At 67.3% G+C, this 26090-nt stretch carries 24 protein-coding genes; 13 read left to right on the forward strand and 11 right to left on the reverse strand.

Features of this window, described 5'->3' with window-relative positions; genetic code table 11:
• Nucleotides 1-3 precede the first annotated feature (3 nt).
• Both ACOFKW_RS04005 and glk read right to left on the reverse strand, forming a co-directional pair.
• Nucleotides 4-1167, reverse strand: coding sequence for an efflux RND transporter periplasmic adaptor subunit (locus tag ACOFKW_RS04005; RefSeq protein WP_419816861.1), 1164 nt, complete (start codon nt 1165-1167; stop codon nt 4-6).
• Nucleotides 1168-1359: 192 nt separating this feature from the next.
• Nucleotides 1360-2331, reverse strand: coding sequence for a glucokinase (gene glk / locus ACOFKW_RS04010; RefSeq protein ID WP_419816061.1), 972 nt, complete (start codon nt 2329-2331; stop codon nt 1360-1362).
• 133 nt (nt 2332-2464) lie between these two features.
• Here glk and ACOFKW_RS04015 point away from each other — a divergent pair, with 133 nt between their 5' ends.
• On the forward strand, nt 2465-2758 hold the full coding sequence (locus tag ACOFKW_RS04015; RefSeq protein WP_419816062.1) for a hypothetical protein: 294 nt from the start codon (nt 2465-2467) through the stop codon (nt 2756-2758).
• On the opposite strand, the gene hisN is transcribed toward ACOFKW_RS04015, so the two are convergent.
• The gene (gene hisN / locus ACOFKW_RS04020; RefSeq protein WP_419816063.1) at nt 2755-3519 is read right to left on the reverse strand and encodes a histidinol-phosphatase; all 765 of its coding nucleotides are present in this window, start codon (nt 3517-3519) and stop codon (nt 2755-2757) included. The two genes, ACOFKW_RS04015 and hisN, sit on opposite strands and share 4 nt — an antisense overlap.
• A 102-nt stretch (nt 3520-3621) precedes the next feature.
• Here hisN and ACOFKW_RS04025 point away from each other — a divergent pair, with 102 nt between their 5' ends.
• Complete coding sequence (locus tag ACOFKW_RS04025; RefSeq protein ID WP_419816064.1) at nt 3622-4557, forward strand: aspartyl protease family protein; 936 nt, start codon at nt 3622-3624, stop codon at nt 4555-4557.
• 8 nt (nt 4558-4565) lie between these two features.
• Here the strand turns inward: ACOFKW_RS04025 and ACOFKW_RS04030 are convergent, their stop codons facing one another.
• The 4 genes from ACOFKW_RS04030 to ACOFKW_RS04045 form a co-directional block, all read right to left on the reverse strand.
• Nucleotides 4566-5504 (reverse strand): 2OG-Fe(II) oxygenase, encoded by a 939-nt coding sequence (locus ACOFKW_RS04030; RefSeq protein ID WP_419816065.1) that lies wholly within the window; start codon nt 5502-5504, stop codon nt 4566-4568.
• A gap of 69 nt (nt 5505-5573) precedes the next feature.
• Complete coding sequence (locus ACOFKW_RS04035) at nt 5574-8678, reverse strand: TonB-dependent receptor domain-containing protein (protein ID WP_419816066.1); 3105 nt, start codon at nt 8676-8678, stop codon at nt 5574-5576.
• A 346-nt stretch (nt 8679-9024) separates the two neighbouring features.
• Nucleotides 9025-9432 carry a SufE family protein gene (locus ACOFKW_RS04040; protein ID WP_419816067.1) on the reverse strand — a complete coding sequence of 136 codons (408 nt, stop codon included), beginning with the start codon at nt 9430-9432 and terminating at the stop codon, nt 9025-9027.
• Nucleotides 9433-9513: 81 nt separating this feature from the next.
• Complete coding sequence (locus ACOFKW_RS04045; protein WP_419816068.1) at nt 9514-10785, reverse strand: M24 family metallopeptidase; 1272 nt, start codon at nt 10783-10785, stop codon at nt 9514-9516.
• A gap of 119 nt (nt 10786-10904) precedes the next feature.
• Between ACOFKW_RS04045 and thrS the strand changes: the two genes are divergently transcribed.
• Both thrS and ACOFKW_RS04055 read left to right on the forward strand, forming a co-directional pair.
• A complete protein-coding gene (gene thrS / locus ACOFKW_RS04050; RefSeq protein ID WP_419816069.1) occupies nt 10905-12896 on the forward strand; it encodes a threonine--tRNA ligase in 1992 nt (663 codons plus the stop codon).
• Nucleotides 12897-13160, forward strand: coding sequence for a UvrB/UvrC motif-containing protein (locus ACOFKW_RS04055; RefSeq protein ID WP_419816070.1), 264 nt, complete (start codon nt 12897-12899; stop codon nt 13158-13160).
• A 132-nt stretch (nt 13161-13292) separates the two neighbouring features.
• Here the strand turns inward: ACOFKW_RS04055 and ACOFKW_RS04060 are convergent, their stop codons facing one another.
• Entirely contained in the window at nt 13293-15329 is a 2037-nt protein-coding gene (locus ACOFKW_RS04060) for a CHASE3 domain-containing protein (RefSeq protein WP_419816071.1), read from the reverse strand.
• 102 nt (nt 15330-15431) lie between these two features.
• Between ACOFKW_RS04060 and ACOFKW_RS04065 the strand changes: the two genes are divergently transcribed.
• From ACOFKW_RS04065 to ACOFKW_RS04090, 6 genes are all read left to right on the forward strand, one after another.
• Entirely contained in the window at nt 15432-16208 is a 777-nt protein-coding gene (locus ACOFKW_RS04065; RefSeq protein WP_419816072.1) for an enoyl-CoA hydratase, read from the forward strand.
• A gap of 215 nt (nt 16209-16423) precedes the next feature.
• The gene (locus tag ACOFKW_RS04070) at nt 16424-17068 is read left to right on the forward strand and encodes a glutathione S-transferase N-terminal domain-containing protein (RefSeq protein WP_419816073.1); all 645 of its coding nucleotides are present in this window, start codon (nt 16424-16426) and stop codon (nt 17066-17068) included.
• An 8-nt stretch (nt 17069-17076) separates the two neighbouring features.
• The gene (locus ACOFKW_RS04075) at nt 17077-17508 is read left to right on the forward strand and encodes an acyl-CoA thioesterase (protein ID WP_419816074.1); all 432 of its coding nucleotides are present in this window, start codon (nt 17077-17079) and stop codon (nt 17506-17508) included.
• A gap of 28 nt (nt 17509-17536) precedes the next feature.
• On the forward strand, nt 17537-17992 hold the full coding sequence (locus ACOFKW_RS04080) for a peptidylprolyl isomerase (RefSeq protein ID WP_419816075.1): 456 nt from the start codon (nt 17537-17539) through the stop codon (nt 17990-17992).
• A gap of 27 nt (nt 17993-18019) precedes the next feature.
• On the forward strand, nt 18020-18256 hold the full coding sequence (locus ACOFKW_RS04085) for a DUF2171 domain-containing protein (protein WP_419816076.1): 237 nt from the start codon (nt 18020-18022) through the stop codon (nt 18254-18256).
• A gap of 143 nt (nt 18257-18399) precedes the next feature.
• On the forward strand, nt 18400-20541 hold the full coding sequence (locus ACOFKW_RS04090; protein ID WP_419816077.1) for a sodium-translocating pyrophosphatase: 2142 nt from the start codon (nt 18400-18402) through the stop codon (nt 20539-20541).
• 271 nt (nt 20542-20812) lie between these two features.
• On the opposite strand, the gene ACOFKW_RS04095 is transcribed toward ACOFKW_RS04090, so the two are convergent.
• A complete protein-coding gene (locus ACOFKW_RS04095) occupies nt 20813-21292 on the reverse strand; it encodes an outer membrane protein assembly factor BamE (protein WP_419816078.1) in 480 nt (159 codons plus the stop codon).
• Nucleotides 21293-21384: 92 nt separating this feature from the next.
• Here ACOFKW_RS04095 and ACOFKW_RS04100 point away from each other — a divergent pair, with 92 nt between their 5' ends.
• Complete coding sequence (locus tag ACOFKW_RS04100) at nt 21385-21888, forward strand: ubiquinol-cytochrome C chaperone family protein (protein ID WP_419816079.1); 504 nt, start codon at nt 21385-21387, stop codon at nt 21886-21888.
• Nucleotides 21885-22394, forward strand: a complete 510-nt coding sequence (locus ACOFKW_RS04105) for a YceD family protein (protein ID WP_419816080.1) — start codon at nt 21885-21887, stop codon at nt 22392-22394. Before ACOFKW_RS04100 ends, ACOFKW_RS04105 begins: the two co-directional genes overlap by 4 nt.
• 6 nt (nt 22395-22400) lie before the next feature.
• Here ACOFKW_RS04105 and ssb read toward each other — a convergent pair whose 3' ends face one another.
• Entirely contained in the window at nt 22401-22928 is a 528-nt protein-coding gene (gene ssb, locus ACOFKW_RS04110; RefSeq protein ID WP_419816081.1) for a single-stranded DNA-binding protein, read from the reverse strand.
• Nucleotides 22929-23072: 144 nt separating this feature from the next.
• On the opposite strand from ssb, the gene ACOFKW_RS04115 reads away from it, so the two are divergent.
• Complete coding sequence (locus ACOFKW_RS04115) at nt 23073-24227, forward strand: DUF3667 domain-containing protein (protein WP_419816082.1); 1155 nt, start codon at nt 23073-23075, stop codon at nt 24225-24227.
• Here ACOFKW_RS04115 and feoB read toward each other — a convergent pair.
• Nucleotides 24216-26051: a ferrous iron transporter B gene (gene feoB / locus ACOFKW_RS04120; protein WP_419816862.1), complete on the reverse strand. Its 1836-nt coding sequence runs from the start codon at nt 26049-26051 to the stop codon at nt 24216-24218. The genes ACOFKW_RS04115 and feoB overlap by 12 nt on opposite strands.
• Between the last annotated feature and the right edge of the window lie 39 nt (nt 26052-26090).

Below are 26090 nucleotides of genomic sequence, written 5' to 3' on the forward strand. Positions count from 1 at the left end.
CCGTCAGCTTTTCGTGGAAGCGTCACCGCCCCCGGACTGGTCGCCGCCCGACTTGCCGCCCTGCGGCTTGGGCTGGGGCTTCGATCCCGCCGGCACCGGCTTGACCACCTGGCCCGGCTTGATCCGGCTCAGCCCCTCGACGATCAAGCGGTCGCCGGACTTGAGCCCGGAGGTGACCAGCCACTTGTCGCCGATGCTGCGCTCGGCGACGATATTGCGCAGCACGACCTTGTTGCCCTCGCCGATCACCAACGCCGTCGCATTGCCCCGCGGGTCGCGCGCGATCCCGGTCTGCGGCGCCAGGATGGCATTGGGCGCGGTGACTTGCGACAGCTTGGCGCGGACGTACATGCCCGGCAGCAGCAGGCCCTGGCGGTTGGGGAAGCTGGCACGCAGGGTCACGGTACCGGTATTCGCGTCGACCATCGCCTCGGAAAACTGGACGCGCCCTGTGGCGGCATAGTCGCTGCCATCTTCCAGTTGCAGGCGGACCGCGGCCGACGACGGGGTGACGCCGCCGCTCGACAGGCCGCGTCGCAGGGCCAGCAGGTCGGCGCTGGACTGCTGGATGTCGACGAAGATCGGGTCGAGCCGCTGGATGGTGGTCAGCGCATCGGCCTGGCCCGAGGTGACCAACGCACCCGTCGTCGCCAGCGATCGTCCGATGCGCCCGGTGATCGGCGCCGGCACCCGCGTGAAGCGCAGGTTGATCGCACTGGTCTGCACCGCGGCGTTGTTCTGGGCGACTGCCGCGACTGCCTGCCCCGCGGTGGCGGCGGCGTCGGCATAGTCCTGCTTGCTGACCGCTTCGATCTGCGCGAGCGGCTTGTAGCGTTCGGCGCGCGCCTGTGCCGCCGTCTGTGCCGCCTTTGCGCTGGCGAGGTTGGCCTGTGCCTGCGCCGCAGCGGCTTGATACAGCCGAGGGTCGATCCGGTAGAGCGTCTGGCCCTTCTTGACGAGCGCACCTTCGGTGAACAGCCGCGCCGTGATCAGGCCCGACACCTGCGGCCGCACTTCCGACACTTCATAAGCGGCGGTGCGGCCCGGCAATTCAATATATAGCGGCACGGTCTGCGTCTGCAGCGTCACCACGCCAGCCTCTGGCGTAGGCGGCGGACCCTTTTTCTCGTCGTCCTTCTTGCCGCAGCCGGCAACGGCAAGCGCCATTACGGCGACGCACAGCAGTGCCCTCACCTCGACGCGTTGCCGCACAACTGGAAATCCGTGGGTCAACGGCGACATCAAATCTTGTACGGAGGGCGGGAGGAAATTCACCCGGTTGAACAGTTCGCTAGCGTATCCGTTCCGGCACGGCAGCCGCGGCGGGATGGCGCGTCAGACCGCCGCTCCATGCGAACCTCAAAGGTCGGCATGTTCGACCGCGAACGCCGCCGCCGCCCCGTAGAGGCCGGGCTGCGAATAGGTCAGCAGCTTGACCGGCTGCGACGTCATCAGGGCTTCGAAGCGACCCTTGGCGCGGAAACGGTCGCAAAAGCCCGACTGCGGCAGATAGTCCTTCAGGCGCAGCCCCAGCCCGCCGGCGATGACCACCGCCTTGGCACCCTGTGTCAGCGCGACGTCGCCAGCGACGGCCCCCAGCGCCAGGCAGAACCGGTCGAGCGCCGCAACCGCCAGGCTGTCCTGCCCGGTCAGCGCCAGTTGCCACAGCGTCTTGTCGTCGGCGATCTCGTCGCGGCCCTCGATGCCTGCCAACACGGCGTAGATATCGACCAGCGCCGGCCCGGCGACCATGCGCTCGACCGACACCCGGCGGAAGCGGCTGCGCAGGCGATTGAGGATCATGTCCTCGATACGGTCGAGCGGCGCATAGTCGGTGTGGCCGCCCTCGGTCGGGACGATCTGGTAGCTGCCGCCCGATTGCGCGAGCAGCGACACGCCCAGCCCGGTACCGGGACCCAGGATGCTGACCACGCCGTCGCGCGGCAGCGGTATGTCGGGACCGCACAGATGCGTGAAATTCTCTTCGCCGAGCTGGGCGACGGCGTGACCGACAGCAGCGAAATCGTTGCACAGGCTGAGCTCGGCCAGACCAAGCCGATGCGGCAGCAGCGCCGGTCGGATGATCCAGGGATTATTGGCCAGCTTCAGGATGGCGCCATCAGTCGGGCAGGCGACGGCGATCCCGGCAGCGGTCGGCAACGGTCGGCCCAGCGTGGTACCGAACGTCTCCCAGGCGGTTTCCAGGCTGGCATGTTCGCTGACCTTGAGGACAGTCTCGGGCTCGACCGCCACGACCTTGCCATGCTCGATCGTCGCGATCGCAAAGCGCGCATGCGTGCCGCCGATGTCGACCGCGACGATCTCGGTCATCGTCCTGATCTCGATGTTGCCGCCTTGCTCATCGCCGCTGTTTAGTCGACGCGGCCCCGCGCGGCTACCTAAGTTCGCTGCACGCGACCGCCGCGGGGTTGATGGAGCGGCACAGCCGGGCTAGCGGACGGCAATGGCCATCCCACGGCGCTGGTTGCGATTATCGACGTTGCTGCTGCTGGTCTGGTGGGGCTGGTGCGGCTACGCCTATCAGCAGCGCTCGCAGGCGATCGACATCGCCGACCAGGCCGCCGCCGATGTCGGGCCCGACACCAGCGAGCAGCGGATCGCCGAGATCGAGGCGAGCCAGTTCGCCGCCTACCGCGCCCGCGTCGCGATCGTCGAGCTGGCGTTCGGCCTGCCGGCCGGGCTCGGCCTGCTCGCCACCGCGGGGCGATGGATCGTCCGCGGCGTGCGGGGTGACTAGGCCAGGCGGGCGAGAGCGGCCGCAAGCAACGCCGGGTCGCCCGCTGCAACGACGCGCCCGTCCGAGCCACGCGCAAGCGGTGCGCCGCTCCAGTCGCGCATGATGCCGCCGGCGCCCTCGACCACCGGGACCAGCGCCGCCCAGTCGTAGATCTTCAGGCTGGCCTCGACGACCAGGTCGAGGTGACCGCTGCCGAGCAGCCCGTAATTGTGGCAGTCGCCGCCGTACAACGTGTCGCGGACGCCGGCACGCAGCTGCTCGAACTGGCTGAAATCATCGGCGTCGAAGGCGTGCGGCGACGTCGTGCCGAGATAGGCGCTGGACAGGTCGGCGCAGCGGCGGGTGCGCGCCGCGACGCCGTTCAACGTCGTGCCTCGCCCCGGCGCCCCGACCCAACGCTCCCGCGCGATCGGCTGGTCGATGACGCCCAGCACTGGCCGACCATTCTCCAGCAGTGCGATCAGCGTGCCGAACAGCGCCCGCCCGGCAATGAAGGCGCGCGTCCCGTCGATCGGATCGAACACCCAGACCCGCGCCGCATCGGGCCGGTCCTCGCCATATTCCTCCCCGATCACACCGTCGTCCGGCCGCCGCTCGGCGATGATGGTCCGCATCGCAGCTTCGGCGGCGCGGTCGGCGACGGTCACTGGCGACGCGTCGGCCTTGCTCTCGATGTCGAACGGCGCGCGAAAATACGGGCGGATCGCTGCGCCTGCTGCTTCGGCAAGGTCATGGGCCAATGCGATATCGTCGTCGGTCACGGCCAGTCTCCGGCGTTGGAACAGCGCACCGCTTAACCGCGCTGCCCGGTCGATGCTAGGGCTGGCTTGCCCGTGCCGCCGCATCGGCGCAGACTGGCGGCGATGTTGCTGTTCGCACTCGCCGTCGCCATGTTGCAGGTGCCGACCGATGCCGGGAACGCTCCCACCATCCCGCCGGCCGCGCTCGACAATACCCTGGAGATCACCGGCGACGCGCTCGATGCCAAGCAGATCCGCACGCGCATGTTCATCGACGTCGACGTCAACGGCCAGGGCCCGTTCCGCTTTCTCGTCGACAGCGGCGCCGACCGTTCGGTGATCGGCACCGGCCTTGCCACCCGCCTCGCCATGACGCCCGGGCCGCGGGTCAATCTGCAGAGCATGGCCGGACCGAGCATCGCCTCGACCGCAGTCATCGACACACTGAAGATCGGCTCCAGCGAACTGAACAACATCATCGCACCGATGCTGTCCGAAGCCTTCATCGGCGCGCAGGGCGTACTCGGCATCGACGCGCTGGCGGAGCAGCGGCTGATGCTCGATTTCGAACGGCGCCAGGTGACGATCCAGGATTCGCGCAATCCGCCGCCGCGCGAGGAGGGCGAGATCGTCGTCACCGCGCGCCGCCGCAAGGGCCAACTGATCCTGACCCAGGCAAGCACCGACGGTCGCTCGATCTATGCCGTGATCGACACCGGTTCCGAGATCACCGTCGGCAACATGGCCCTGCGCGCCCGCGCCATCCGCAGCCATCTGCCTGCCCGGCCGATCACCCTGATCAGCGTGACCGGTCAAAGCACCGTCGCCGACCTGGCGATCATGCCCGAAATCCGCATCGGCGGAGTGATCCTGCGCAACGTGCCGGTGGCCTTTGCCGACGTGCCGCCATTCGCGCTGTTCGGCCTCGACAAGCAGCCGGCGCTGCTGCTCGGCACCGACGTGCTCGACAGCTTCCGCCGCGTCTCGCTCGACTTCCACAATCGCAAGGTGCGCTTCGTCCTGCGCCGCGGCACGCGCTTCGAGCGCAGTATCTTGTAGGCGCCTGGCTAGACGGTCAGCCGCCGGGCCCTGATCCAGCGCGATGCCAGGAACTTCGTGCCGCGCGTGACCGGCTCACCGGCATGTCGGGAGGCCGGGTCGGCGCGGCCCGAGGCATCGGCGCTGCGAAAGGCGATGGCATCGCCCTGGCCACCGCGAATACGAAGGTCGGGTGTGATGAAATGGGTGCGCCCGCCCTCGTATTGCGTGTTGAGCCAGGTCAGCACGGTCCAGACGCGCGGGTTCGCGTCGCCGGCGAGCGCATCGGTGTGCGGGTGGAACTGCTGGCCGGGATCGTAGCGCAGGACCTGCAAGGGCTCGCCCTGGTCGACCTGCGTTCGCGTCGCGGCGGCGAACCGCCGGTTCAACGCATGCACGACCGGATCCTCGGACACGAACGGAAAAGCTGCAGTGTCGGAGGTGCGGACCGGATCGCGGATCGACCGGCCGGTGCGCGAGTCGATGACGACCGACGGCTCGAGCAGGGGCGTCGCGATCTCCCGCAGATAGTCGCATTCCAGCGGGCTGAGCAGCGAGCGAAACAGCAGGACGGTCGGGCGCGCGCAGATCGGCTCGGGCACCGGCGGCACGGACGGACTGCCGTCGTCCCGCAACGCCATGGCGGCGAGCACCTGTCGCATCCGCGCCGCGGCAGCATCGGTGCGGATGGCCAGATGGGCCAGCGCGGCTGGCCAGTCGGGCCGGCCACCCGCGCCATTCGCCAGCAAACAGGTGTGGACGCCAATCGCCGTCGCATCCCCGGCTTGCGCGGCTTGGTGAAAGAGTTCGCGGGCTGCCGGCAGATCGCGCGTGACGTGACGACCGGTCAGCGTCCAGATCGCCAGGGCCAGCAGCGCTCCGCCGTCACCCGACTGCCGCAGCCGCTGCACGGCCTCGGCGATGCGGCCGCTCGCGGCCAGCGCCCCCGCTTCATCGGCAAGACTCATGACCGGGCCGACAAAGTTAGGGCCGGCCGGAGACGATGCTCCGGCCGGCCCAAGGACGATGAGTGCAGATCAGTACTTGGCGACAACGCCGACGTACATGTAGCGGCCCTTCGGCTCGTAGATGCCCGTGCCGTCGCCGACACCGCTGCCGCCGAACTGGACCTTCTTGTTGAGCGCATTGTCGACACCGCCGTAGATGTTGAACTTGTCGCTGGCGTCGAAGGCGATCCGGACGTCGTGATAGACGACGGCCTTGTAGAAGCGGCTGCTAGCGTAGTCGGCGTTCTCGGGCGCGCGGCCCTGCACGCTGAACAGGTCCTCGTAAGTGTTCAGGACCTGCTTGCCGATGTAGCGACCCTGGTAGCTGATCCCGACCGCACCACGCTTCACGCCAAGGTTGAAGTTGGCTGCGTCACGCGGGTTGCCGAGTTCGAGCAACAGGCGATCCGCATAGTTGGGCTGCGACGGGTCGAGGAACTGGTCGTTCTGGAAGACGTGCGTGTAGGCGACGCGGGCGTTGATCTGGCCGACGCCCTCGACTTGGCGCGTATAGGCCAATTCGACGTCGATACCGCGCGTCTTGAGCTTGGCGAAGTTGAGCACGCTGGTCAGCAGGCTGCCCTCGATGACGCGGAACGGCTGCTCGCCAACCGGACCGGTCCCGGTAGCGCCCTGACGCGTGAAAGAACCGCAGAACGGGTTGGTCAGGGTCGGTGAGTCGTAGCAGTTGTTGAGGATGTCCTGCGCATCGACCGACGAGATCACCTTGTTGACGGTGATGTCGAAGTAGTCCGCCGTCAGCGACAGCCCAGGCGCGAACGCGGGAGTGAAGACGCCGCCGACAGTGTAGGAGTCGGACTTCTCGGCCTGCAGGTTGGGATTGCCGCCGCTGCGGATCTCGAGCGACGAGGTGTAGACATAATCGTACGAGGTCGGGATGCCCGCCGCAGCGCAGTTTGCGGCGCGCGTCGCCGAGCCGGTGCCGATGTTCCGAGCCGAGCATGGATCGTCAGGCGCCGGCGTGAAGTTCTGGCTCTGTGCCGCGTAGAGCTCGGACAGGTTCGGCGCACGGACCGAGCGCGAATAGGCGCCGCGCAGGCGCAGGCCGTTTACCGGCGTCCAGTCGACACCGCCGTTATACGCGTAAACCGTGCCGACAGCGCCCTTGTAGTCGGAGACGCGCCCCGAGCCGCTGAGGGTCAACTCCTGCAGGAACGGCACATCCTTGACCAGCGGGACGCGGATTTCGCCGAACAGTTCCTTGACCTGGAAGGACGGCGGATCAAACAGCGGCAGCGAGTTGTAGAAGGTATAGCCCTGGGCGACCAGCGGATCGGCGACGAAGTAGTTCGTCTCACGACGATATTCGCCACCCAGCGAGAAGGCGATAGGACCGCCCGGCAGGCTGAACAACTGGCTGGTGTCGCCGTTGACGAAGCCGCTGATGTCGAGCTGTGTGATCTTGCCGACCGAAGTCGTATCGGAGAGCGAGTAATTACGCGCCGCCTGAGAGATGTTGCCGCTGCCGAACGGGTTCACCGGTACGCAGGCCGCGACGTCACGGGCGAGGATTGCCGGCTGGCCGCCGACATAGTCGATGGCTGCGGACGGATCGATCTGCGAACGGCAGACGATCTGGCCGGCGGCATTGCGGGTGCTGTCGAGACCGAGCAGGAAGCGCTGGACGTTGAGGTTGCCCTCGACCTTGGTGCGCTCCTTGAAGACGCCGTAGTTTGCCGAAAGCTCGTAGTTCCAGTCATCGTTGAAGTCGCCGCGGACGCCGACGACCGCCCGGTATGTCTCACGGCGCGAAGCTTCTTGGCGGATACCCAGATCCAGCAGATTTTCACGCAGAGTGAAACGACCGGAATCGCTCACGTCGGCGGCAGGATTGGCGGCCAGCAGCTGCTGCGTGATCAGGGTGCGCGCCTGGGCCGTCAGGAACGGGTTGTCCAGACGGGGCCGCTCCCGGTTATTGGCCGGATCGTCGCCGAAATTGGCACCCTGGAAGAACGCTGGTCCGCTCTGGCTGCCGACCGTGTTGATGCGGACATACTTCGCTTCGAAGAATGGTACGAACGCCGGCGACACATCGAAGTGGCCGAGGGCGTTGAAGCTGTAGCGATCCTGCTGCGGAAGAATGCCGAGGATCTGGCCTTCGCGATTGTTGCTGCCGTTGCCGCCGACGAAATTACCATTCGGCGCCAGACCAACGCGGGTCCCGGTCTGCGGGACAAGGGTACCATCCGGCTGGAACAGGAAGCCGCACGTGTACGCGGCACCGTTTGAGTCGCGACCACATGCTCCCGTCGGGCTGGCGAAGCCAAGCTGCCCGCCCGGAGCAATAGTGGCCGAGCGGATGTCACGGAAGAACTGACGGTCAGGCGTGCCATCGGCGCCGTTGACTGCGCTCGCAGGGTCGGTGTCGACGACGACGAAGGCGCTCGTGGTGCGCAGGTTGGGCCGGTCGGATGCGGAGAAGCGATCCTGGCGGGCGTATTCCAGATTGACGGCGATGTTGCCGCGACCGTCGGCGAAGTTCTTGCCGGCGAGGACGCTGGCGTAGCGCGCACCGGCGTCGCCATAGGTGCTGATGCCGCTCTGGCCGCGAACCTGCAGGCCGTCGAAATTGTTCTTCAGGACGAAGTTGACGACACCGGCAACGGCGTCGGAACCGTAGACCGCGGAGTTACCGCCGGTGACGACATCGACGCGCTCGATCAGGTCGGTGGGGATCGTATTGGTGTCGGGCGACACGGCGTTGTTCAGGATGTCCGAACCGACGTGGCGGCGGCCGTTGACCAGCACCAGGGTGCGCGCCGTGCCAAGACCGCGCAGGTCGAGCAGGTTAAGGCCGGTGGTGCCGAGGAAGCGGGTCGAGTTCGCCTGGCTGAAGGTGCTGCGCAGGGCGGGAAGCTGGTTCAGCGTATCACCGATCGCGACGGAGCCGGTCTCGAAGAACTCCTGGCCGCTGACCGACGTCACCGGAACGGTGGACTGAAGGTTGGGGCGACGGATGCGCGACCCGGTGACGACGATGGTCTCTTCGTTGCCGATGCCGCCGTCGGCACTTGCTGCGGTGTCGCTGGCTGCGGCCGCTGGTGGCGGAGCTTCACCGGTCGGCGGCGCTTGCACGGCAGGCTGCGCATAAACGGCAGCAGGCAAAACGACCATGGCGCCGGTCAATGCGCTGGCACCTAGAAGAACAGTGCGGCCCATAGCGCTGGAAAGCGAAGGCCAACGTCCAGAAATCAAGTTCATGCTACATACCCCATGGTCCAGCCGGACCAAAATGTTGACAAACCGTGCCCATCGGCTCGAAGTATCAGTGACCCTATTTGGTGGGATGCGGTGCTGGCAATGCGCTGATTTACTGCATCGGCCGAAGATCGGGCGGTGTGCTGAAATTATCACACAGGTGCACGTGTCTTAATTATTCATTACCAGACCGTGGTCGTAACGTAACTTGTTACGACCTAGAATCGACTATTATTCGGCGTGGATGACGCGGCGCCGTTACTCAGGCCGGGTGCGCCAGTTCGCCGATACGGGCGATCATCGAGGCGAGGCCCTGAGTGCGGTTGGACGACAGGTGCTTGGACAGGCCCAGTGCATCGAGCCTGGCGCGGATCGCTGCCGGGTCGATGCTGGCGGCGTCGCGGTCCTGCACCAGCAGTAGCACCAGCGCCACAAGTCCCTTGACGATCGCGGCGTCGCTGTCCGCGTCGAAGTGCAGGCGATCGCCCTGTTTCGTCGGGTACAGCCAGACCTGGCTGGCGCAACCGCGAACCCGCGTCGCGTCGGTCTTGAGCACGTCGGGCATCGCCGGCAGCGCCCGACCGAGGTCGATCAACAACCGGTAGCGGTCGTCCCACTCGTCGAGCGCCTCGAACTCGGCCTCGACATCTTCGAAATCGGCGATGGTCATCGCGGGCGGAGTTGGGGCAGCGCGCCGCCCCGGTCAAGACGCTGCAAGGTCGCTGCCCGTCCCGGCCGCGGAGACACCAGCCTAGTCGAACGGGTGATCGAGCGATCGCGGTGGCGTCGAGAACCAGCGCGGACCGGTCGCGGTCATGTGGAAGCAATCCTCCAGCCGCACGCCGAACTTGCCGGGAAGGTACAGCCCGGGCTCGTTCGAAAAGCACATGCCCGGCGCCAGCCGCGTCGCTTCGCCGTGGACGAGGTTGACCGGCTCGTGCCCGTCGAGCCCGATGCCGTGGCCGGTGCGATGCGACAGGCCGGGCAGGCGGTAGCCGGGGCCGAAGCCCTGCGCCGTGTAATAGCCGCGGACCGCATCGTCGATACTGCCCGCCGGAACGCCGATCCGCGCGGCTGCAAACGCCGTCTGCTGGCCTTTGGCGACGATGTCCCAGACGCGGCGCACGGCGTCGGGAGCGGTGCCGGGCACGAAGGTCCGCGACACGTCGGATTGATAGCCCTGCACCGTGCAGCCGCAGTCCATCAGAACGACTTCGCCCTCTCGCACCGCCTGCGGCTTGTTGGAGCCATGCGGATAGGCGGCGGCCTCGCCGAGCAGGATCAGCGAGAACTCTGGCACGCCGCCGAGCTTGATCGTCGCGGCGTCCATCATCGCGCCAATCTGCTCGGGCGTCATGCCCGTGCGGATGCGCGGCCAGGTCCAGCGATAGGCGGCGATGGTGACGTCGGTCGCTGCCTGCATCAGCGCGATCTCGGGCGCCGTCTTGATCATCCGGCAGCCACGCACGATCGGGTCGGCGGAGACCAGCCGGACGCCCGGCAACAGGTGCGCCAGACCGTCGCTGGCAAAGAAGCGCACGCTTTCCTCGATGCCGACCACGGCCTTTTCAGCGCCGAACTGGCGCAGCGCGGCGGCGACCAGCGCGTGCGGGCTCTCGTCCTCCTGCCAGACGCGGACGTCGGCGGGGATGCCGAGCGTCTGTCTGACCGAGGGCTCTTCGAAGAACGAGGTGACGATGACCGGCTGGCCACGCGCCGGAATGATCGCCAGCGTCAGCCGCTCGCTACGGAACCAGTCGATGCCGGTGAAATAGATCAGCGAGGCGCCGGGCTCGACCAGGATCGCCGCGATACCCGCCGCCTGCATCAACGACTGCGCCCGCTCCAGCCGGGCCGCCCGCTCGGCGGCCCCGATGCGCGGCACGGCGCCGGTGATGTTGCTCAGGCCCGACGTGTCGATCTCCGCGGCATCTGCCAGGCGCGGCAGCGACCCGAGCGTGGCCGCGAGCAGCGCTCCGCCGAGCAGGCGGCGACGATCAAGCGTGAAGTCGGGCAGGATCATGCGGCATCATCGGCTACCGGCCCGGGAAAGCAAGACGGAAGGCCGGGTCACGTCTGACCCTGAAGCGGACCGGGCAAAACTTGACTTGCCCGCCTGCTTTCCCGCAGGTGCGCCCGGTTATGTCCGACCTCATCACCCTCACCCTTCCCGACGGCTCCATGCGCGAAGTGGCGCGCGGGACTACGCCGGCGGAGGTTGCGGCCAGCATCGGCCCGGGCCTCGCCAAGGCAGCGCTGGCGGCGCGCATCGACGGCGAGATGCGCGACCTGTCACGCCCTATCGAAGGCGATGCGAAATTTTCGCTGGTGACGTCGAAGGACGAGGCCGACGCGCTGGAGCTGGCGCGCCACGACTATGCGCATGTGCTGGCCGAAGCGGTGCAGCACCTGTTTCCGAACACCCAGATCACCTTCGGACCGTCGACCGACGATGGCTTCTATTATGACTTCGCGCCCGCCGACCGCCCGTTCACCGACGAGGACCTGCCGCTGATCGAGGCGGAGATGCGCGCCATCATCGCCCGCAACGCGCCGCTGGTCCGCGAGGAATGGCAGCGCGACCAGCTGATCGCCTATTTCAAGGAGCACGGCGAGAGCTTCAAGGCCGAATGGGCGGCCGAGCTGCCCGAGGGCGAGGCGCTGACCATCTACCGCGCCGGCGACTGGCTCGACCTGTGCCGGGGCCCGCATATGCCGTCGACCGGCAAGCTCGACCCGCAAGCGTTCAAGCTGACCCGCGTGTCGGGAGCCTATTGGCGCGGCGACCAGGCCAATGCGATGCTCAGCCGCATCTACGGCACCGGCTGGCTCAACAAGAAGCAGCTCGACGCGCACCTGGTACGGCTGGAGGAAGCAGCGAAGCGCGACCACCGCCGCATCGGGCAGGACATGGACCTGTTCCACCTCCAGGCCGAGGCGCAGGGCTCGGTGTTCTGGCACCCCAAGGGCTTCGTGCTGTGGCGGGCGCTGGAGGCGTACATGCGCCGGCGCCTCGATGCCGCGGGCTATCTGGAGGTCAAGACCCCGCAGCTGATGGACGCGCGCCAGTGGGAGGCGTCGGGCCATTGGGGCAAGTACCGCGAGAACATGTTCGTCGTGCCCGACGAGGTGCCGAACGTCGACGACGAGGGCCCGGTGCTGACCGGCGAGGGCGATTTGATGGCCTTGAAGCCGATGAATTGCCCAGCGCACGTGCTGATCTTCCGCCAGGGCATCAAGTCGTATCGCGACCTGCCGCTGCGGCTGGCTGAATTCGGCTGCTGTCACCGCAACGAGCCGCACGGCGCGCTGCACGGCATCATGCGCGTCCGCCAGTTCACCCAGGACGACGCGCATATCTTCTGCCGCGAGGACCAGATCGTCGAGGAAGTGCGGCTGTTCTGCGAGCTGCTCGACGTGATCTACAAGGATCTTGGCTTCACCAGCTACGCGATCAAGCTGGCGCTGCGCCCCGACAAGCGCTTCGGCACCGACGAGATGTGGGACCGCGCCGAGGGCGACCTGCGCGAGGCGGTGTTCCTCGCCGGTCGACAGGGCCCTGAATATGGCTGGGAGGAGCTGCCGGGCGAAGGCGCTTTCTATTCGCCCAAGCTCGAGTTCCACCTGACCGATGCGATCGGGCGGACCTGGCAGTGCGGCACGATCCAGCTCGACTATGTCCTGCCCGAGCGCCTCGACGCGTCGTATGTCGGCGAGGACGGCGCGCGACACCGGCCGGTGATGCTCCACCGCGCCATTCTCGGGACGTTCGAGCGCTTCATCGGCATCCTGATCGAGCATCACGCCGGGCGCTTCCCGCTGTGGCTGGCGCCGGTGCAGGCGGTCGTCGCGACGATCGTCTCCGACGCCGACGAATATGCGGAGGAAGTCGCCGCGCTGCTGACCCGGGCCGGCCTGCGCACCGAGACCGACCAGCGTAACGAGAAAATCAACTACAAGGTCCGCGAGCACAGCCTGGCCAAGGTGCCGTACCTGCTGGTGCTGGGTCGCCGCGAGGCCGAGGAGCGCACCGTGGCGCTGCGCCCGCTCGGCGGCGGCGAACAGGTCGTGCTGCCGCTGGCCGATGTCGTGGCGCGTCTTGCAAGCGAGGCGCGCGCCCCCGATCTGGTCTAGATGGCGACGGTACGCGAGAACCTCGAAAACCAGATGCGCGCGGCGGCAGCGGCGAACGACTTCGAATATGCCGCGCGCCTCCGAGACGAGCTGAAGGCGCTGCTGCAGGCGGATGCTGCACGCGAGGCCGGGGAACTGCACCGCCAGCAGCCCGGCGCCATGGGGCTGGGCACGAGCCAGCAACGGATGACCCCGCCGGAGGGTTGGGTGCGCCCGAAGAAGCCGGATCCGATGACCAAAGGCCGCGGCCGGGGTCAGAAGTAGCGCCAGTCGTCATCCCGGCGCATGCCGGGACCCATTCAGCGATCATCCGCGGCTGCGGTCGTGTTCGACGCAAGGTGTCTTACTTCGAACAGCTTGGCGAATGGGTCCCGGCATGCGCCGGGATGACGTTGCTTAGATCAGGCGGTTGATGCCGCCGCCGTCGAGCACCTGCCGGACCTTGACCGCCAGCGAGTGCACCCCGAACGGCTTGGGCAGGAACGCGACATTGGCGTCGAGCGTGCCATTATGGACCACGGCATTGCGCGTGTAGCCGGTCGTGTACAGCACCTTCAGCCCGGGCCGCCGCGACACCGCCTCGTCGGCAAGTTCGCGCCCGGTCATGCCCGGCATGACGATATCGGTGAACAGCAGGTCGATACGCGGCTGGTCCTCGAGCGCCAGCAGGGCCGCCGCGCCGTCGCTGGCATGGACGACGGTATAGCCTAGGTCGCGCAGGGCATCGACGGTGATCAGGCGCACCCGCTCCTCGTCTTCGGCCACCAGGACCACCTCGCCCTCGATGGCGCGCGGCATCTCGCCCGAGAAGCCGTCGTCGTTGCGGATTTCGGCATCGGGGCCGAACCAGCGCGGCAGGTACAGCTTGACCGTCGTGCCCTTGCCGGCTTCCGAGTAGATCTTGACGTGCCCGCCCGACTGTTTGACGAAACCATAGACCTGGCTCAGCCCGAGGCCGGTGCCCTTGCCGACGGTCTTGGTGGTGAAGAACGGATCGAAGGCCCGGGCGACGACTTCGGCCGGCATGCCGCCGCCGGTATCGGTGACGCAGACCGCGACATACTGGCCCGGCGCCACGCCCGCATGTTCCGCCGCATAGGCGTCGTCGAGGTGCGAGTTGGCGGTCTCGATGGTCAGCCTGCCCTTGCCCTCCATCGCGTCGCGCGCATTGACCGCCAGGTTGACGATGGCGTTCTCGAGCTCGCCCGAATCCGCATAGGTCCGCCATAGTCCGCCCGCGAGAACGGTCTCGATGGCGATCGCCTCGCCCAGCGTGCGGCGCAGCAGTTCCGAGATATGGCCGACGAACTTGTTGGCATCCAGCGGCTGTGGGGCCAGCGCCTGCTGCCGCGAGAACGCCAGCAGCCGCGCCGTCAGCGCCGCAGCGCGCTTGGCACCGTCCATGGCATTGTCGAGATATTTGGTCACCCGCTCGTCGGTGCTTTTCAGGCGCCGCGTCACCAGGTCCAGGCTGCCGATGATGATCGCCAGCATGTTGTTGAAATCATGCGCGATGCCGCCGGTAAGCTGGCCCACCGATTCAAGCTTCTGGAGCTGGCGAACCTGCTCCTCGGCAGCGCGCGAGCGGACGATCTCCTCCTTCAGCGCGGCGTGTGAAGCAGCGATCTCGCGGGTCCGCACCGCGACCGCGGCCTCCAGCGCATCACGGGCGCGCTCCAGGATCTGTGCATCGGCCAGTGCCTGCCGAGCCCGGGCGCCGCTGCGCAGGGCGATATAGCCGGCGAGCAACATGATCAGCATCAGCATGCTGCCGGCAATCGACAAGGCGCGGGTCGCTGCACCGGCACGGAGATCGGCGCGACTGACCTCGGCGCGGCGACCGCGCAGCAGGCCCTGCTCCTCGGCGACGATCTGCCCGACCAGTTCGCGGCTGGCACCAACGGTGTTTTCGCCGGCGCCCTCGCGCAATCGCTCCGAGAGTTCGGCCCAGCGACCGGCCCGCCCGTTGAGTACCGCTTCCCGCATCCGGTCGACCTGGTCGCCGACCATCTTGTCGAGCAGGGCAAGCCGCCTGACCTGCTCGGGATTGTCGCGCGTCAGCGTCCGCAGCCGGGCGAGCAGCGGCTCCACCTTGCCGGCCGCCGCGTCGAACGGCGCGACGAAGGTCGCATCGCGGCTCAGCATATAGCCGCGCAGGGTGCGCTGTGCATCGAACACCGCCGACAGCATCCGCTCGGCGGTCAGCATCACGTCATAGGTGTGGCTCTGCCAGGCGATGGCGCGGTCGCGCTCCGCATTGGCCTCCTGGTTGGCCCGGTACAGCGAGCCGAACAACAGCATCAGACCGACCGCCCCGGCCAGGAACACCAGCCAGATCCAGGCCGGAACGTTCCTTCGCGAAAGCGCAGCGGGCGGCTTTGCATCCGAGCCGCCGGGCGCTGTATTCTCGTCGGCAAGCTGTTCAACTGACACGCATCGATCCTTATTGCCCGCGGGCAAGGCTGGCAATATCCGGCTTTGACGCGCTGGCGGCGGAGCGTCACAACACCGCGAGGCAGTCAAACGGAGGTCAGCTTGGACGAGCTATTGGTCGAGATCGCCGATCATGTCGCGCTGGTCACTCTCAACCGGCCGCAGGCGATGAACGCGCTGTCGCGCTCGCTGCGCGCCGAGCTGGCGCGGGTCATGCTGGCGCTGGACGGCAACGACGATGTTCGCGCCGTCGTGCTGACCGGAGCGGGCACCCGCGCCTTCACCGCAGGTCTCGACCTGAAGGAACTGGGCAGCGATGCCGGTGCAATGGGCGCGGCGAACGCCCAGTCGCCCGAGGACAATCCGGTGCGTGCCATCGAACAGTGCGGCAAGCCGGTGATCGGCGCGATCAACGGCGTCGCCATCACCGGCGGGTTCGAACTGGCGCTGGCCTGCGACGTGCTGATCGCCTCCGACAACGCGCGCTTCGCCGACAGCCATGCGCGGATCGGCATCATGCCGGGCTGGGGCCTGTCGCAGAAGCTGTCGCGGCTGATCGGGCCGTACCGCGCCAAGGAACTGTCGCTGACCGGCAATTTCCTCGATGCCGCGACGGCTGCCGACTGGGGACTGGTCAACCGCGTCGTCGCGGCGAACGAGCTGGTCCCGCTGGCGAAGCGGCTCGCAGCGGACATGGCGTCGGTCGAGCCGGGGTTTGCATGCGCCTACAAGCGGCTGATCGACGACGGCTATGCCGCTAACTTCGGCGACGGCATGGCGATCGAGCATGAGCGGTCGAGCCTCGCCAATGCCGCCGTGGGGCCTGCCGCGATCGAGGCGAACCGCGCCGCCGTCCAGGCGCGGGGTCGGACGCAGTAGGGCCGCGTTTGAAATTGGCGTCATCCCGGCGCAGGTCGGGACCCATTCGGCATCGATCTCGGTCGCTGGCCGGGCCTTCTGGCCTTCCCCCTGGGCCTGAGCTGAATGGGTCCCGGCATTCGCCGGGATGACGGGGAGCGGAACGGGCAGCCTACACCTTGCGCCTGCGACACGATGCGCCGAAATAACCGCGACGCCCGATAAGGACTCCCCCGATGATCGACTTCTATTATTGGCCGACGCCGAATGGCCGAAAGATCACGCTGTTCCTCGAGGAAGCGGGGATTGCCTATACGATCAAGCCGGTGAACATCACCAAGAACGAGCAGTTCGAGCCAGCCTTCCTCAAGATTTCGCCCAACAACCGCATGCCGGCGATCGTCGACCACGAGCCCGGCGACGGCGGCGGCCCGCTCAGCGTCTTCGAATCCGGCGCCATCCTGCTGTACCTCGCCAAGAAGGCGCACCGCTTCGCCGGCGACACGCTGCGCGAGCGTGTCGCCATCAAGGAGTGGCTGTTCTGGCAGGTCGGTGGCCTCGGCCCGATGGCCGGCCAGGCGAGCCACTTCGTCCGCTTTGCGCCGGAAAAGATCGAGTATGGTATCAAGCGCTATACCGACGAAACCATGCGCCTGCTCGGGGTCATGGACCGGCGGCTGGCCGAGAGCGAGTTCCTCGGCGGCGCGAGCTACAGCGTCGCCGACATGGCGAGCTACCCTTGGGTCTTCGCCGTCGTCACCAACAACATGGCCAGCATCGACGCGCTGACGCACCTGTCGCGCTGGTACGAAGCCGTGAAGGCGCGCCCCGCCACGATCGCCGCCTATGCCCGCGCCGCCGAGGTCTCGCCGCCCAAGTGAGCCCGGAGATGCGGAACGATCCCCGCCGCCGCGACCTTGCCACCTACCCGTGGAGCGCGGCGCTGGAGACGCGCTTCACCGACATGGACGTCAACCGCCACCTCAACAACGTCGCCGTCTCGCGATTGTACGAGGAGGGTCGGGTGCGCTTCAACTGGGCGCTGCGCGAGGCACATCCCGAACTTGGCCATGTCCGCTACCTCGTCGGCCATGTCGCGATCGACTACCTGGCGGAGGGCCATTACCCCGACCCGGTGACCATCGGCTACGGCGTCCACGGCATCGGCAACACCAGCTACCGCGCGGCGATGGGCATGTTCCAGCGCGGCCTGTGCATCGGGCTTTGCGACACCGTCATGGTGCACCGCGGGTCCGATGGACCGTCTCCGCTGCCCGGTGCGTTACGGCTGGTGCTTGGCGAATGGGTGCTGCGACCCTAGTTACACGCCGAACTTTCAGGAGAACGACGTGACCGATACGCCCCAGACACTGACCCTCACCCTCGACAGCGGGGATGTGACGATCAAGCTGCGTCCCGATCTGGCGCCCGGCCACGTCGCGCGCATCACCGAGCTCGCCAGCGAGGGCTTTTACGACGGCGTCGTCTTCCACCGCGTCATCCCGGGTTTCATGGCGCAGGGCGGCGACCCCAGCGGCACCGGCAGCGGCGGCTCCAAGAAGCCCGATATCAAGGCCGAGTTCACCAAGGAGCCGCACGTCCGCGGCACCTGCTCGATGGCGCGCACTAGTGCTCCGAACAGCGCCAACAGCCAGTTCTTCATCTGCTTCGGCGACAGCAGCTTCCTCGACGGCCAGTACACCGTCTGGGGCCAGGTCACCGACGGCATGGAGCATGTCGACGCGCTGCCGAAGGGCGAGCCACCGCGCACCCCAGGCAAGATCCTCAAGGCAACTGTAGCCTAAGCCTTTCATCACCCAAGGAGAAAGACAATGCTCGAGAAGATCGCTGAACACATGGAAGTCATCGGCGCCGATGGCGTCCATGTCGGCACCGTCGACAAGGTCGAGGGCGGCCGCATCAAGCTGACCAAGAAGGACAGCGGCCAGGGTTCGCACGAGGGCCATCACCATTACATCTCGACCGGGCTGGTCGCCGATGTAGAGGGCGACAAGGTTCGCCTGTCGGCCAATGCCGACGTCGCCGTGACCTTCGAAGAAGAAGCCTGAACTTGAACTGACGGCGGCGGCTCCACGCGGGGCCGCCGCCAATACTTGCCAAGTACCTCCCCATCGGCCAATCTTCCCCCAACGGTTCGGGATTTTGACCGCGCACTGCCAAAAAGGTGGGCGTCTTGGGGGGATTAGCGACGATGGACATGGTCTTGGTGGCGATCGGCTGCGGCGTTCTCGCAGTGCTTTACGGCCTGATAACCTCTCGCCAGATACTCAGCGCCTCGCCCGGCAACGCCCGGATGCAGGAAATCGCCGTCGCCATCCAGGAAGGCGCCAACGCCTATCTGAAGCGCCAGTACGTCGCCATCGCGGTCGTCGGCGTCGTCATCGCCATCCTCGTCGGGGTCTTCCTCGGGCCGGTTCCAGCCGTCGCCTTCATCGTCGGCGCAGTCCTGTCGGGGGCGACCGGCTTCATCGGCATGAACATCTCGGTCCGCGCCAACGTCCGCACCGCGGAAGCCGCGCGTAATTCGCTGCAGGCCGGGCTGACCATGGCGTTCCGCTCCGGCGCCGTCACCGGCATGCTGGTCGCCGGGTTGGCGCTGCTCGCCATCTCGGGCGTCTATTACGTGCTGACCGAAGTTCGCGGGCTGAACGTCGCCGACGCGGTGCAGCAGCGCCAGGTCGTCGTCGCCCTGATCGCGCTGAGCTTCGGCGCCTCGCTGATCTCGATCTTCGCGCGGCTCGGTGGCGGCATCTTCACCAAGGCCGCCGACGTCGGCGCCGACATGGTCGGCAAGAACGAGCTGGGCTTCGACGAGGACGACGACCGTAACCCGGGCGTCATCGCCGATAACGTCGGCGACAATGTCGGCGACTGCGCCGGCATGGCGGCCGATCTGTTCGAGACTTATGTCGTGACCATCGGCGCGACGATGGTGCTGGTCGCGCTACTGGTCGCGGGGCCCGATGCGGCGAAGCTGATGACTCTGCCGCTGCTGGCGGGCGGCGTCTGCATCCTGACCTCGATCATCGGCACCTATTTCGTCCGGCTCGGCAAGGGCTCGATCATGGGCGCGCTGTACAAGGGCTTCATCGTCACCGCGCTGCTGTCGATCCCGGCGCTGTATTTCGCCACCCATGCGATCTTCCCCGACATGAACGCCGTCATCGGCAGCGCCCGCGAGGCGACCGGCGTCGAGATGGCGCGGGTTACCGCGGCATCGACCGCCTTCACCGCGATGGACCTGTTCTGGTGCATGCTGGTCGGGCTGGGCGTCACCGGGCTGATCGTCTGGATCACCGAATATTACACCGGCACCAACTATCGCCCCGTCCAGTCGATCGCCAAGGCGTCGGATTCGGGCCACGGCACCAACGTCATCCAGGGCCTGGCCGTGTCGATGGAGTCGACCGCGATGCCGACGCTGGTCATCGTCGTCGGCATCATCGCCAGCTTCCAGCTCGCCGGCCTGATCGGCATCGCCTTCGCCGCAACCGCGATGCTGGCGCTGGCCGGCATGGTCGTCGCACTCGACGCTTACGGCCCGGTCACCGACAACGCCGGCGGCATCGCCGAGATGGCCGGGCTGGAGGGCGAAGTCCGCGAACGCACCGACGCGCTCGACGCGGTCGGCAACACCACCAAGGCGGTGACCAAGGGCTATGCGATCGGCTCGGCCGGCCTCGCCGCGCTCGTGCTGTTCGCCACCTATACCGAGGATCTGACGCAGTTCTTCGGGTCGGTGAAGGTCGATTTCGCGCTGTCGAACCCATACGTCGTCGTCGGCCTGCTGCTCGGCGCGCTGCTGCCCTATCTGTTCGGCGGCATGGCGATGACCGCGGTCGGCCGCACCGCCCAGGCCGTGGCGCAGGACATCCGTGCCCAGTTCCGCGAGAGCCCGGGCATCGCCGACCGCAGCGTCCGTCCCGATTACGCCCGCACCGTCGGGCTGGTCACCGCCGGCGCGATCAAGGAGATGATCGTCCCGTCGCTGCTGCCGGTGCTGGCGCCGGTCGTGGTCTATTACGCGATCACCGCGGTAGCGGGCCAGGGCAACGGCTTCGCGGCTTTGGGGGCGTTGCTGATGGGCGTCATCATCTCCGGGTTGTTCGTCGCCATCTCGATGACGAGCGGCGGCGGCGCGTGGGACAATGCCAAGAAGGTCATCGAGATGGGCGCTTACGGCGGCAAGGGCTCGCCCGCGCACCAGGCGGCGGTGACGGGCGATACGGTTGGCGATCCGTACAAGGATACAGCAGGGCCGGCGGTCAATCCGATGATCAAGATCACGAATATCGTGGCGTTGTTGCTGCTTGCCGCTCTCGCAGGGGCGTAGCGCGGCCGGCGATCAGGTGGAAATTTGCCCTTCGCGAATTTCTGCCTGATCGCGGACTCGCGCAAGCCCGGACGGCGGGTGAGCAACTTCGCTCGAACCGGCCGACGGCATGGGCTCTTTCTAGCTTAGGTCAGCAAGCAAGGGTATCGCGGCAAAGCCGCTCTTCGTCGGTCGGGTCGAGCGAAGGGCTCGCCCGCCGGCCGGCTTCGCGCGAGTCCGCGACTAGGTCAAAATTCGAGAAGGGCGAATTTCACCCTAGTCTTGGCCGCGCTCAGCGCGGTCCATCCCGGCCCGTCGTATCGCCACCCGGCGCCGTCCCTGCACCGACCGCACCCAAATTCCCGAACAGGTCGCTGAAGAAGCCGGCGTCGCGGCCCAGCGTCGGAGTCTTGTCCTTGGTCGGCGAGATGTTGGCGACCTGCTCCAGCCCTCGGCGGTTCACGGAGGCGACATTGCCCTTGGCGTCGAACGTCACCTTGATCACCGACTGCGAAGTCGGCTTGGGTGCGGCAAACGCCAGCTGGCTGGTCGCGCGCGAGACGTAATACCAGTCGAGGCCACCGAACTCGCTGACGAAAGTCGGGCGGCCCAGCGTCTTCTCGACCGATGTCCGATTGTCGACGCCCGGCTGGATCGCGGTGACCAGCGACTCGTCGATGACATAGCCCTGGTTGGTCTTGATCCGGCTGCACGCCGGCAGGAAGACGACCGAGACGAGGGCGGCTGCGACCAAATACTTCGAGGCCCGCATGGGCAAACTCCCGGCAACTGCTGTCGGCTGCCATTGCAAGCCGGTTCGCGCGCCTCAATATGCCGTCCTACGGGATTGGACAAGGTTTGCGCATGAAGTGGCCGGATTGGACGGGGCGGCGGGTGCCGTCGGGCGATGCGCTGTATCGCCGTGTCGTCGAGATCGCGCGGAACCCGGACTGGTATGTGCGCGGCGAGGTTCCCGACACGACCGACGGGCGCTTCGACATGGTCGCGCTGGTGCTGGCGCTGCTGCTGATCCGCATGGAGCGCGAGGACGCAGCACAATATTCGGTCGACGTTACCGAGCGCTTTATCGCCGACATGGACGGCTCGCTGCGCCAGCTCGGGATCGGCGACCCGACGGTCGGCAAGCAGGTCGGCCATATGGTCAGCGCGCTGGGTGGGCGCCTCGGTGCCTACCGCGACGCGCTGGCCGGTGGCGAGGCGTTGCGTGATGCGCTTGCCCGCAACCTGTACCGCGGCGCCGGCGTCGATCCGATCGTGCTCGACTGGGCCGAGAAGGAGGTTCGCGCCTTGTGCGCACGCCTCGACGCAACGCAGTACGAGCGCCTGAAAGCCGGAGTGATCACATGACCCCAGAATTCTCGCGCACAGTCCACGCCCATGAGATCGGCGTCATCGAGCGCGCGGAAACGGTGGACGCGACCCCGGACGAGCGCAGCGCCCTGATCCGCCGTTTCGGGCTGTTGTCGCTCGACAGCCTGTCGGCGCACTTCATCTTGCGCCGCGAGGCCGGCGGCATCCGGGTGCGCGGCGCCATCGCTGCCCGCGGCGCCCAGCCCTGCGCCCTGTCGGGCGAACCGGTCGCCTTTACGCTGGATGAGCCGGTCGACCTGCGCTTTACCGAGACCCAGTCGGTCGACGACGAGGATATCGAACTCTCCGGCGCCGACCTCGATACGCTGCCGCTCGACGGTGACGACCTCGACCTCGGTGAAGCGACGGCGCAAAGCCTTGGCCTGGCGCTGGATCCCTATCCCCGCGCGCCCGGTGCCGAGGCTGCGGTGCCGGTGACGCCCGAGGATAATGTCGTACCCCTCAAGCGCCCCAACCCATTCGCGGTCCTGAAGCGCGACTAACGTACCTCAGAACGGTACGTCGTCGTCGAGGTCGTCGGAGAAGTCGCTGCCATAGGCCGGCTTCTTCGCCGCGCCGCCGCCACCGGACGGAGCTCCGCCGAAGTCGCGGTTACCGCCACCGCCACCCGAGCGGCCGCCGTACTCACCGCCACCGCCGCCGCTACCGCCACCCTCGCCGCCGCCGTCACGGCCGCCGAGCAGGGTCAGATTGCCGTTGAAGTTCTGCAGCACGACCTCGGTGGTGTACTTCTCGACACCCGACTGGTCCTGCCACTTGCGGGTCTGGAGCGAGCCTTCGAGATAGACCTCGCTGCCCTTCTTCAGATACTGGCTCGCGATCTTGCCGATATTCTCGTTGAAGATCACGATGTTATGCCACTCGGTCTTCTCCTTGCGCTCGCCGCTGTTCTTATCGCGCCAATTCTCGGAGGTCGCCAGGCTGAACTTGACGACACGGCCGCCGTTGCCGAATTCCTTCGTCTCCGGGTCCTTGCCCAGGCGTCCGACGAGGATGACTTTGTTGACACCGGCCATGCGTATTCCTTCTCGATCCAAAAGAACGTATAGTGAACGATAGAGCTGGACGAGCGATTCGTCCAGCGCGAAGACGCTACACGCAGCCGCTTGTCATTGCACCTGCGCTGCGCCAGTTTGCCCGCGGGTTGACGGGGAATTCAATTGAACGCGGACGTGGAGGCTGTCGGGGCAATGGCGACCGCTGGACTGGCGGCGCATGCGATCGACAATTCGGGAGCTGACCGGCGTCCGGCACACGGCATCTGTGCCAATTGCGGCACCGCGCTGGAGGGCCACTACTGCCACGCCTGCGGCCAGGCCGGGCACGTCCACCGCACCGTCGGGCACGTCTTCGAGGAATTCCTCCACGGCCTGTACCATTTCGACAGCAAGGCGTGGCGCACCCTGCCGCTGCTGCTGGCCCGGCCCGGACGGCTGACCCGCGACTATGTCTATGGCAAGCGCGCCCGCTATATCGCGCCGCTGGCGTTGTTCCTGCTGACCGTCTTCCTGATGTTCTTCGTCTTCGGCTTCCTCGGCGGCCCGTCGATCGGCAGCGGCGGCGAACCGGTGACTCCAACGATCTCGAAGGCACGCGAGGCGATGATCGAGGCAAGCACCGGGTTGATCGGCCCCAACATCGAATTGTCGGCGGCACGCAAGGATCCCAGCACCAGCGCGGCCGGTCTGGCCAAGCTTCAGGCCGCCGCGGACGCCGCCGAGCGCCGGCTCGAGATCGCCTCGGCTAATCTCAAGCGCGCCACGGCAGCGCCAACGGCGACGGGCGGCAAGCGGCAGGCCGAGGCCGCCGCCGACAGCAATTGGCAGGATGATCTGCGCCGCGCCGCGGAGTCGGGCCGAGTCATCCCGAACACCGGCATCCCGCAGGTCGACGCGCGGATCAAGGAGGCCGCCCTCGACCCCGCCTTCGCGCTCTACAAGATCGAGCAGAAAGCCTATAAACTCAGCTTCCTGCTGGTGCCTCTGTCGCTACCGACGCTGTGGCTGCTGTTCTTCTGGCGGCGCGACGTGACGATCTACGACCACACGGTGTTCGCGCTCTATTCGCTGTCGTTCATGTCGCTGCTGTTCGTCGCGGGGGCGCTGCTGCTCAGGTTCGGTAGCGAGGTGCTCGTCGCGCCGGTGACGCTGGTGCTGATGTTCGTGCCGCTGGTCCACATGTATGCGCAGCTGAAGGGCGCGTATCAGCTTGGTCGCGTCGGGGCGCTGGTGCGGACGGTGATCCTCGGCCTGTCGTCGCTGCTGACGCTTTGCCTGTTCGCGGCGATCATCATCGTGTCGGGCCTAGCCGCCTAGCCAGGTGGCGATCCAGAAGGTCGCGCCGGCGGCGACATAGGCCATGGCGAACAGATAGCCGAACATGAACGCCGGCCAGGCCCAGCCGTTGGTCTCGCGCCGCGTCACCGCCAGCGTCGAGATGCATTGCGGCGCAAACACGTACCAGGCGAGGAAGGCGAGCGCGGTCGGCAGGCTCCACGCACCGCGCAGCCGATCGACCAGCGACCTGGTGACGGTGCCCTCGTCGCCCTGCAGTGCATAGACGGTGCCGAGCGCCGAAACCGCGACCTCGCGCGCCGCCATGCCGGGCACCAGCGCCAGCGCGATCTCCTTGTTGAAGCCAATCGGGCGGAACACCGGCTCCAGCGCCGCGCCGATCTTGCCGGCAATCGAATACTCCAGCGCCGGGCGCGTCGCCCCCTCCGGCGGTTTGGGCCAGGACGCCAGCGCCCACAGCGCCAGCGTCGACAGCAGGATGATGGTGCCCGCGCGCGCCAGGAACGCCCAGGCGCGCTGGTACAGGCCGATGCCGATGTCGCGCCCCGCCGGCCATTGATATTGCGGCATTTCCATCAGGAAGGTCGGCGTCGAACCCTTGGTCACCGTGCGCCGCAGCGCCCAGGCGGCAAGCAGCGCGCCAGCGACGCCAAAGCCGTACAGGCCGAACAGCACCAGTCCCTGCAGGTTGAACACGCCCCCCACCGCGCGGTCGGGAATGAACGCCCCGATGACGATGGCATAGACCGGCAGGCGCGCCGAGCACGTCATCAGCGGCGCGATCAGGATGGTGGTCAGGCGGTCTTTCGGCTCATCGATGGTGCGCGTCGCCATGATGCCGGGGATGGCGCAGGCAAAGCTGCTGATCAGCGGGATGAAGGCCCGGCCATTGAGGCCGACGCGCGCCATCAGCCGGTCCATCAGGAAGGCGGCGCGGACCATATAGCCCGATTGCTCGAGGCACAGGATGAAGAAGAACAGGATCAGGATCTGCGGCAAGAAGACGATGACCATGCCGACGCCGCCGAGCACGCCGTCGTTGAGCAGGCTGCGCAGCCAGTTATCGGGCAGCAGCGTCGTGATCTCCGCCTGCAGCGCCGTGACGCCTGCGGTCAGCCAGTCCATCGGCGTCTCGGCGAAGGTGAACACCGCCTGGAACATCAGGAACAGCAGCGCCGCCAGCAGGATCGGCCCGGCGACCGGGTGCAACGCCACCGCATCGAGGCGCTGCGACCAGCGGCGGGCGGCACCTTGCGTCAGGGTCACCGTGTCGGCGATGGCGCGGGCCTCGCGCTGCAGCAGTCGAATATCGGCCTCGGGCGAGGCCAGCGCGGCGGGCTCCTTGTCGAACAGCGGCGCGATGGCGGCGGTCAGGTCGGCCAGGCCGCGCTTGCGCACCGCGACGGTGGGGATGACCGCCAGCCCGAGGATGCGGCTGAGCTGCGCGACGTCGATTTCGGTGCCATCGCGCTCGGCCAGGTCGACCATGTTGAGCGCCACCACCATCGGCAGGCCGAGGCGGCGCAGCTCCAGCACGAAGCGCAGATGGTTGCGAAGATTGGTCGCGTCGATCACCGCGACGATGACGTCGGGCCGCCGCTCACCGGCCTGGGCGCCGAGGACCATGTCGCGGGTCACCGCCTCGTCGGGGGAGCGTGGCGTCAGGCTGTAGGTGCCGGGCAGGTCGACCAGCTCGGCGACCGCGCCATCGGGCAGGACCAGCCGCCCGGCCTTGCGCTCGACGGTGACGCCTGGATAATTGCCGACCTTCTGCCGCGAGCCGGTCAGCGCGTTGAACAGCGAGGTCTTGCCGGCATTGGGATTGCCGACCAGCGCCGCCAGCAGGTGCCGGGTCTCGCCTGTCGGGATCGGCGTTGCGACCGG

It is taken from the genome of Glacieibacterium sp. (genome assembly GCF_965200405.1).
In the GTDB taxonomy this organism is placed as follows: domain Bacteria; phylum Pseudomonadota; class Alphaproteobacteria; order Sphingomonadales; family Sphingomonadaceae; genus Glacieibacterium.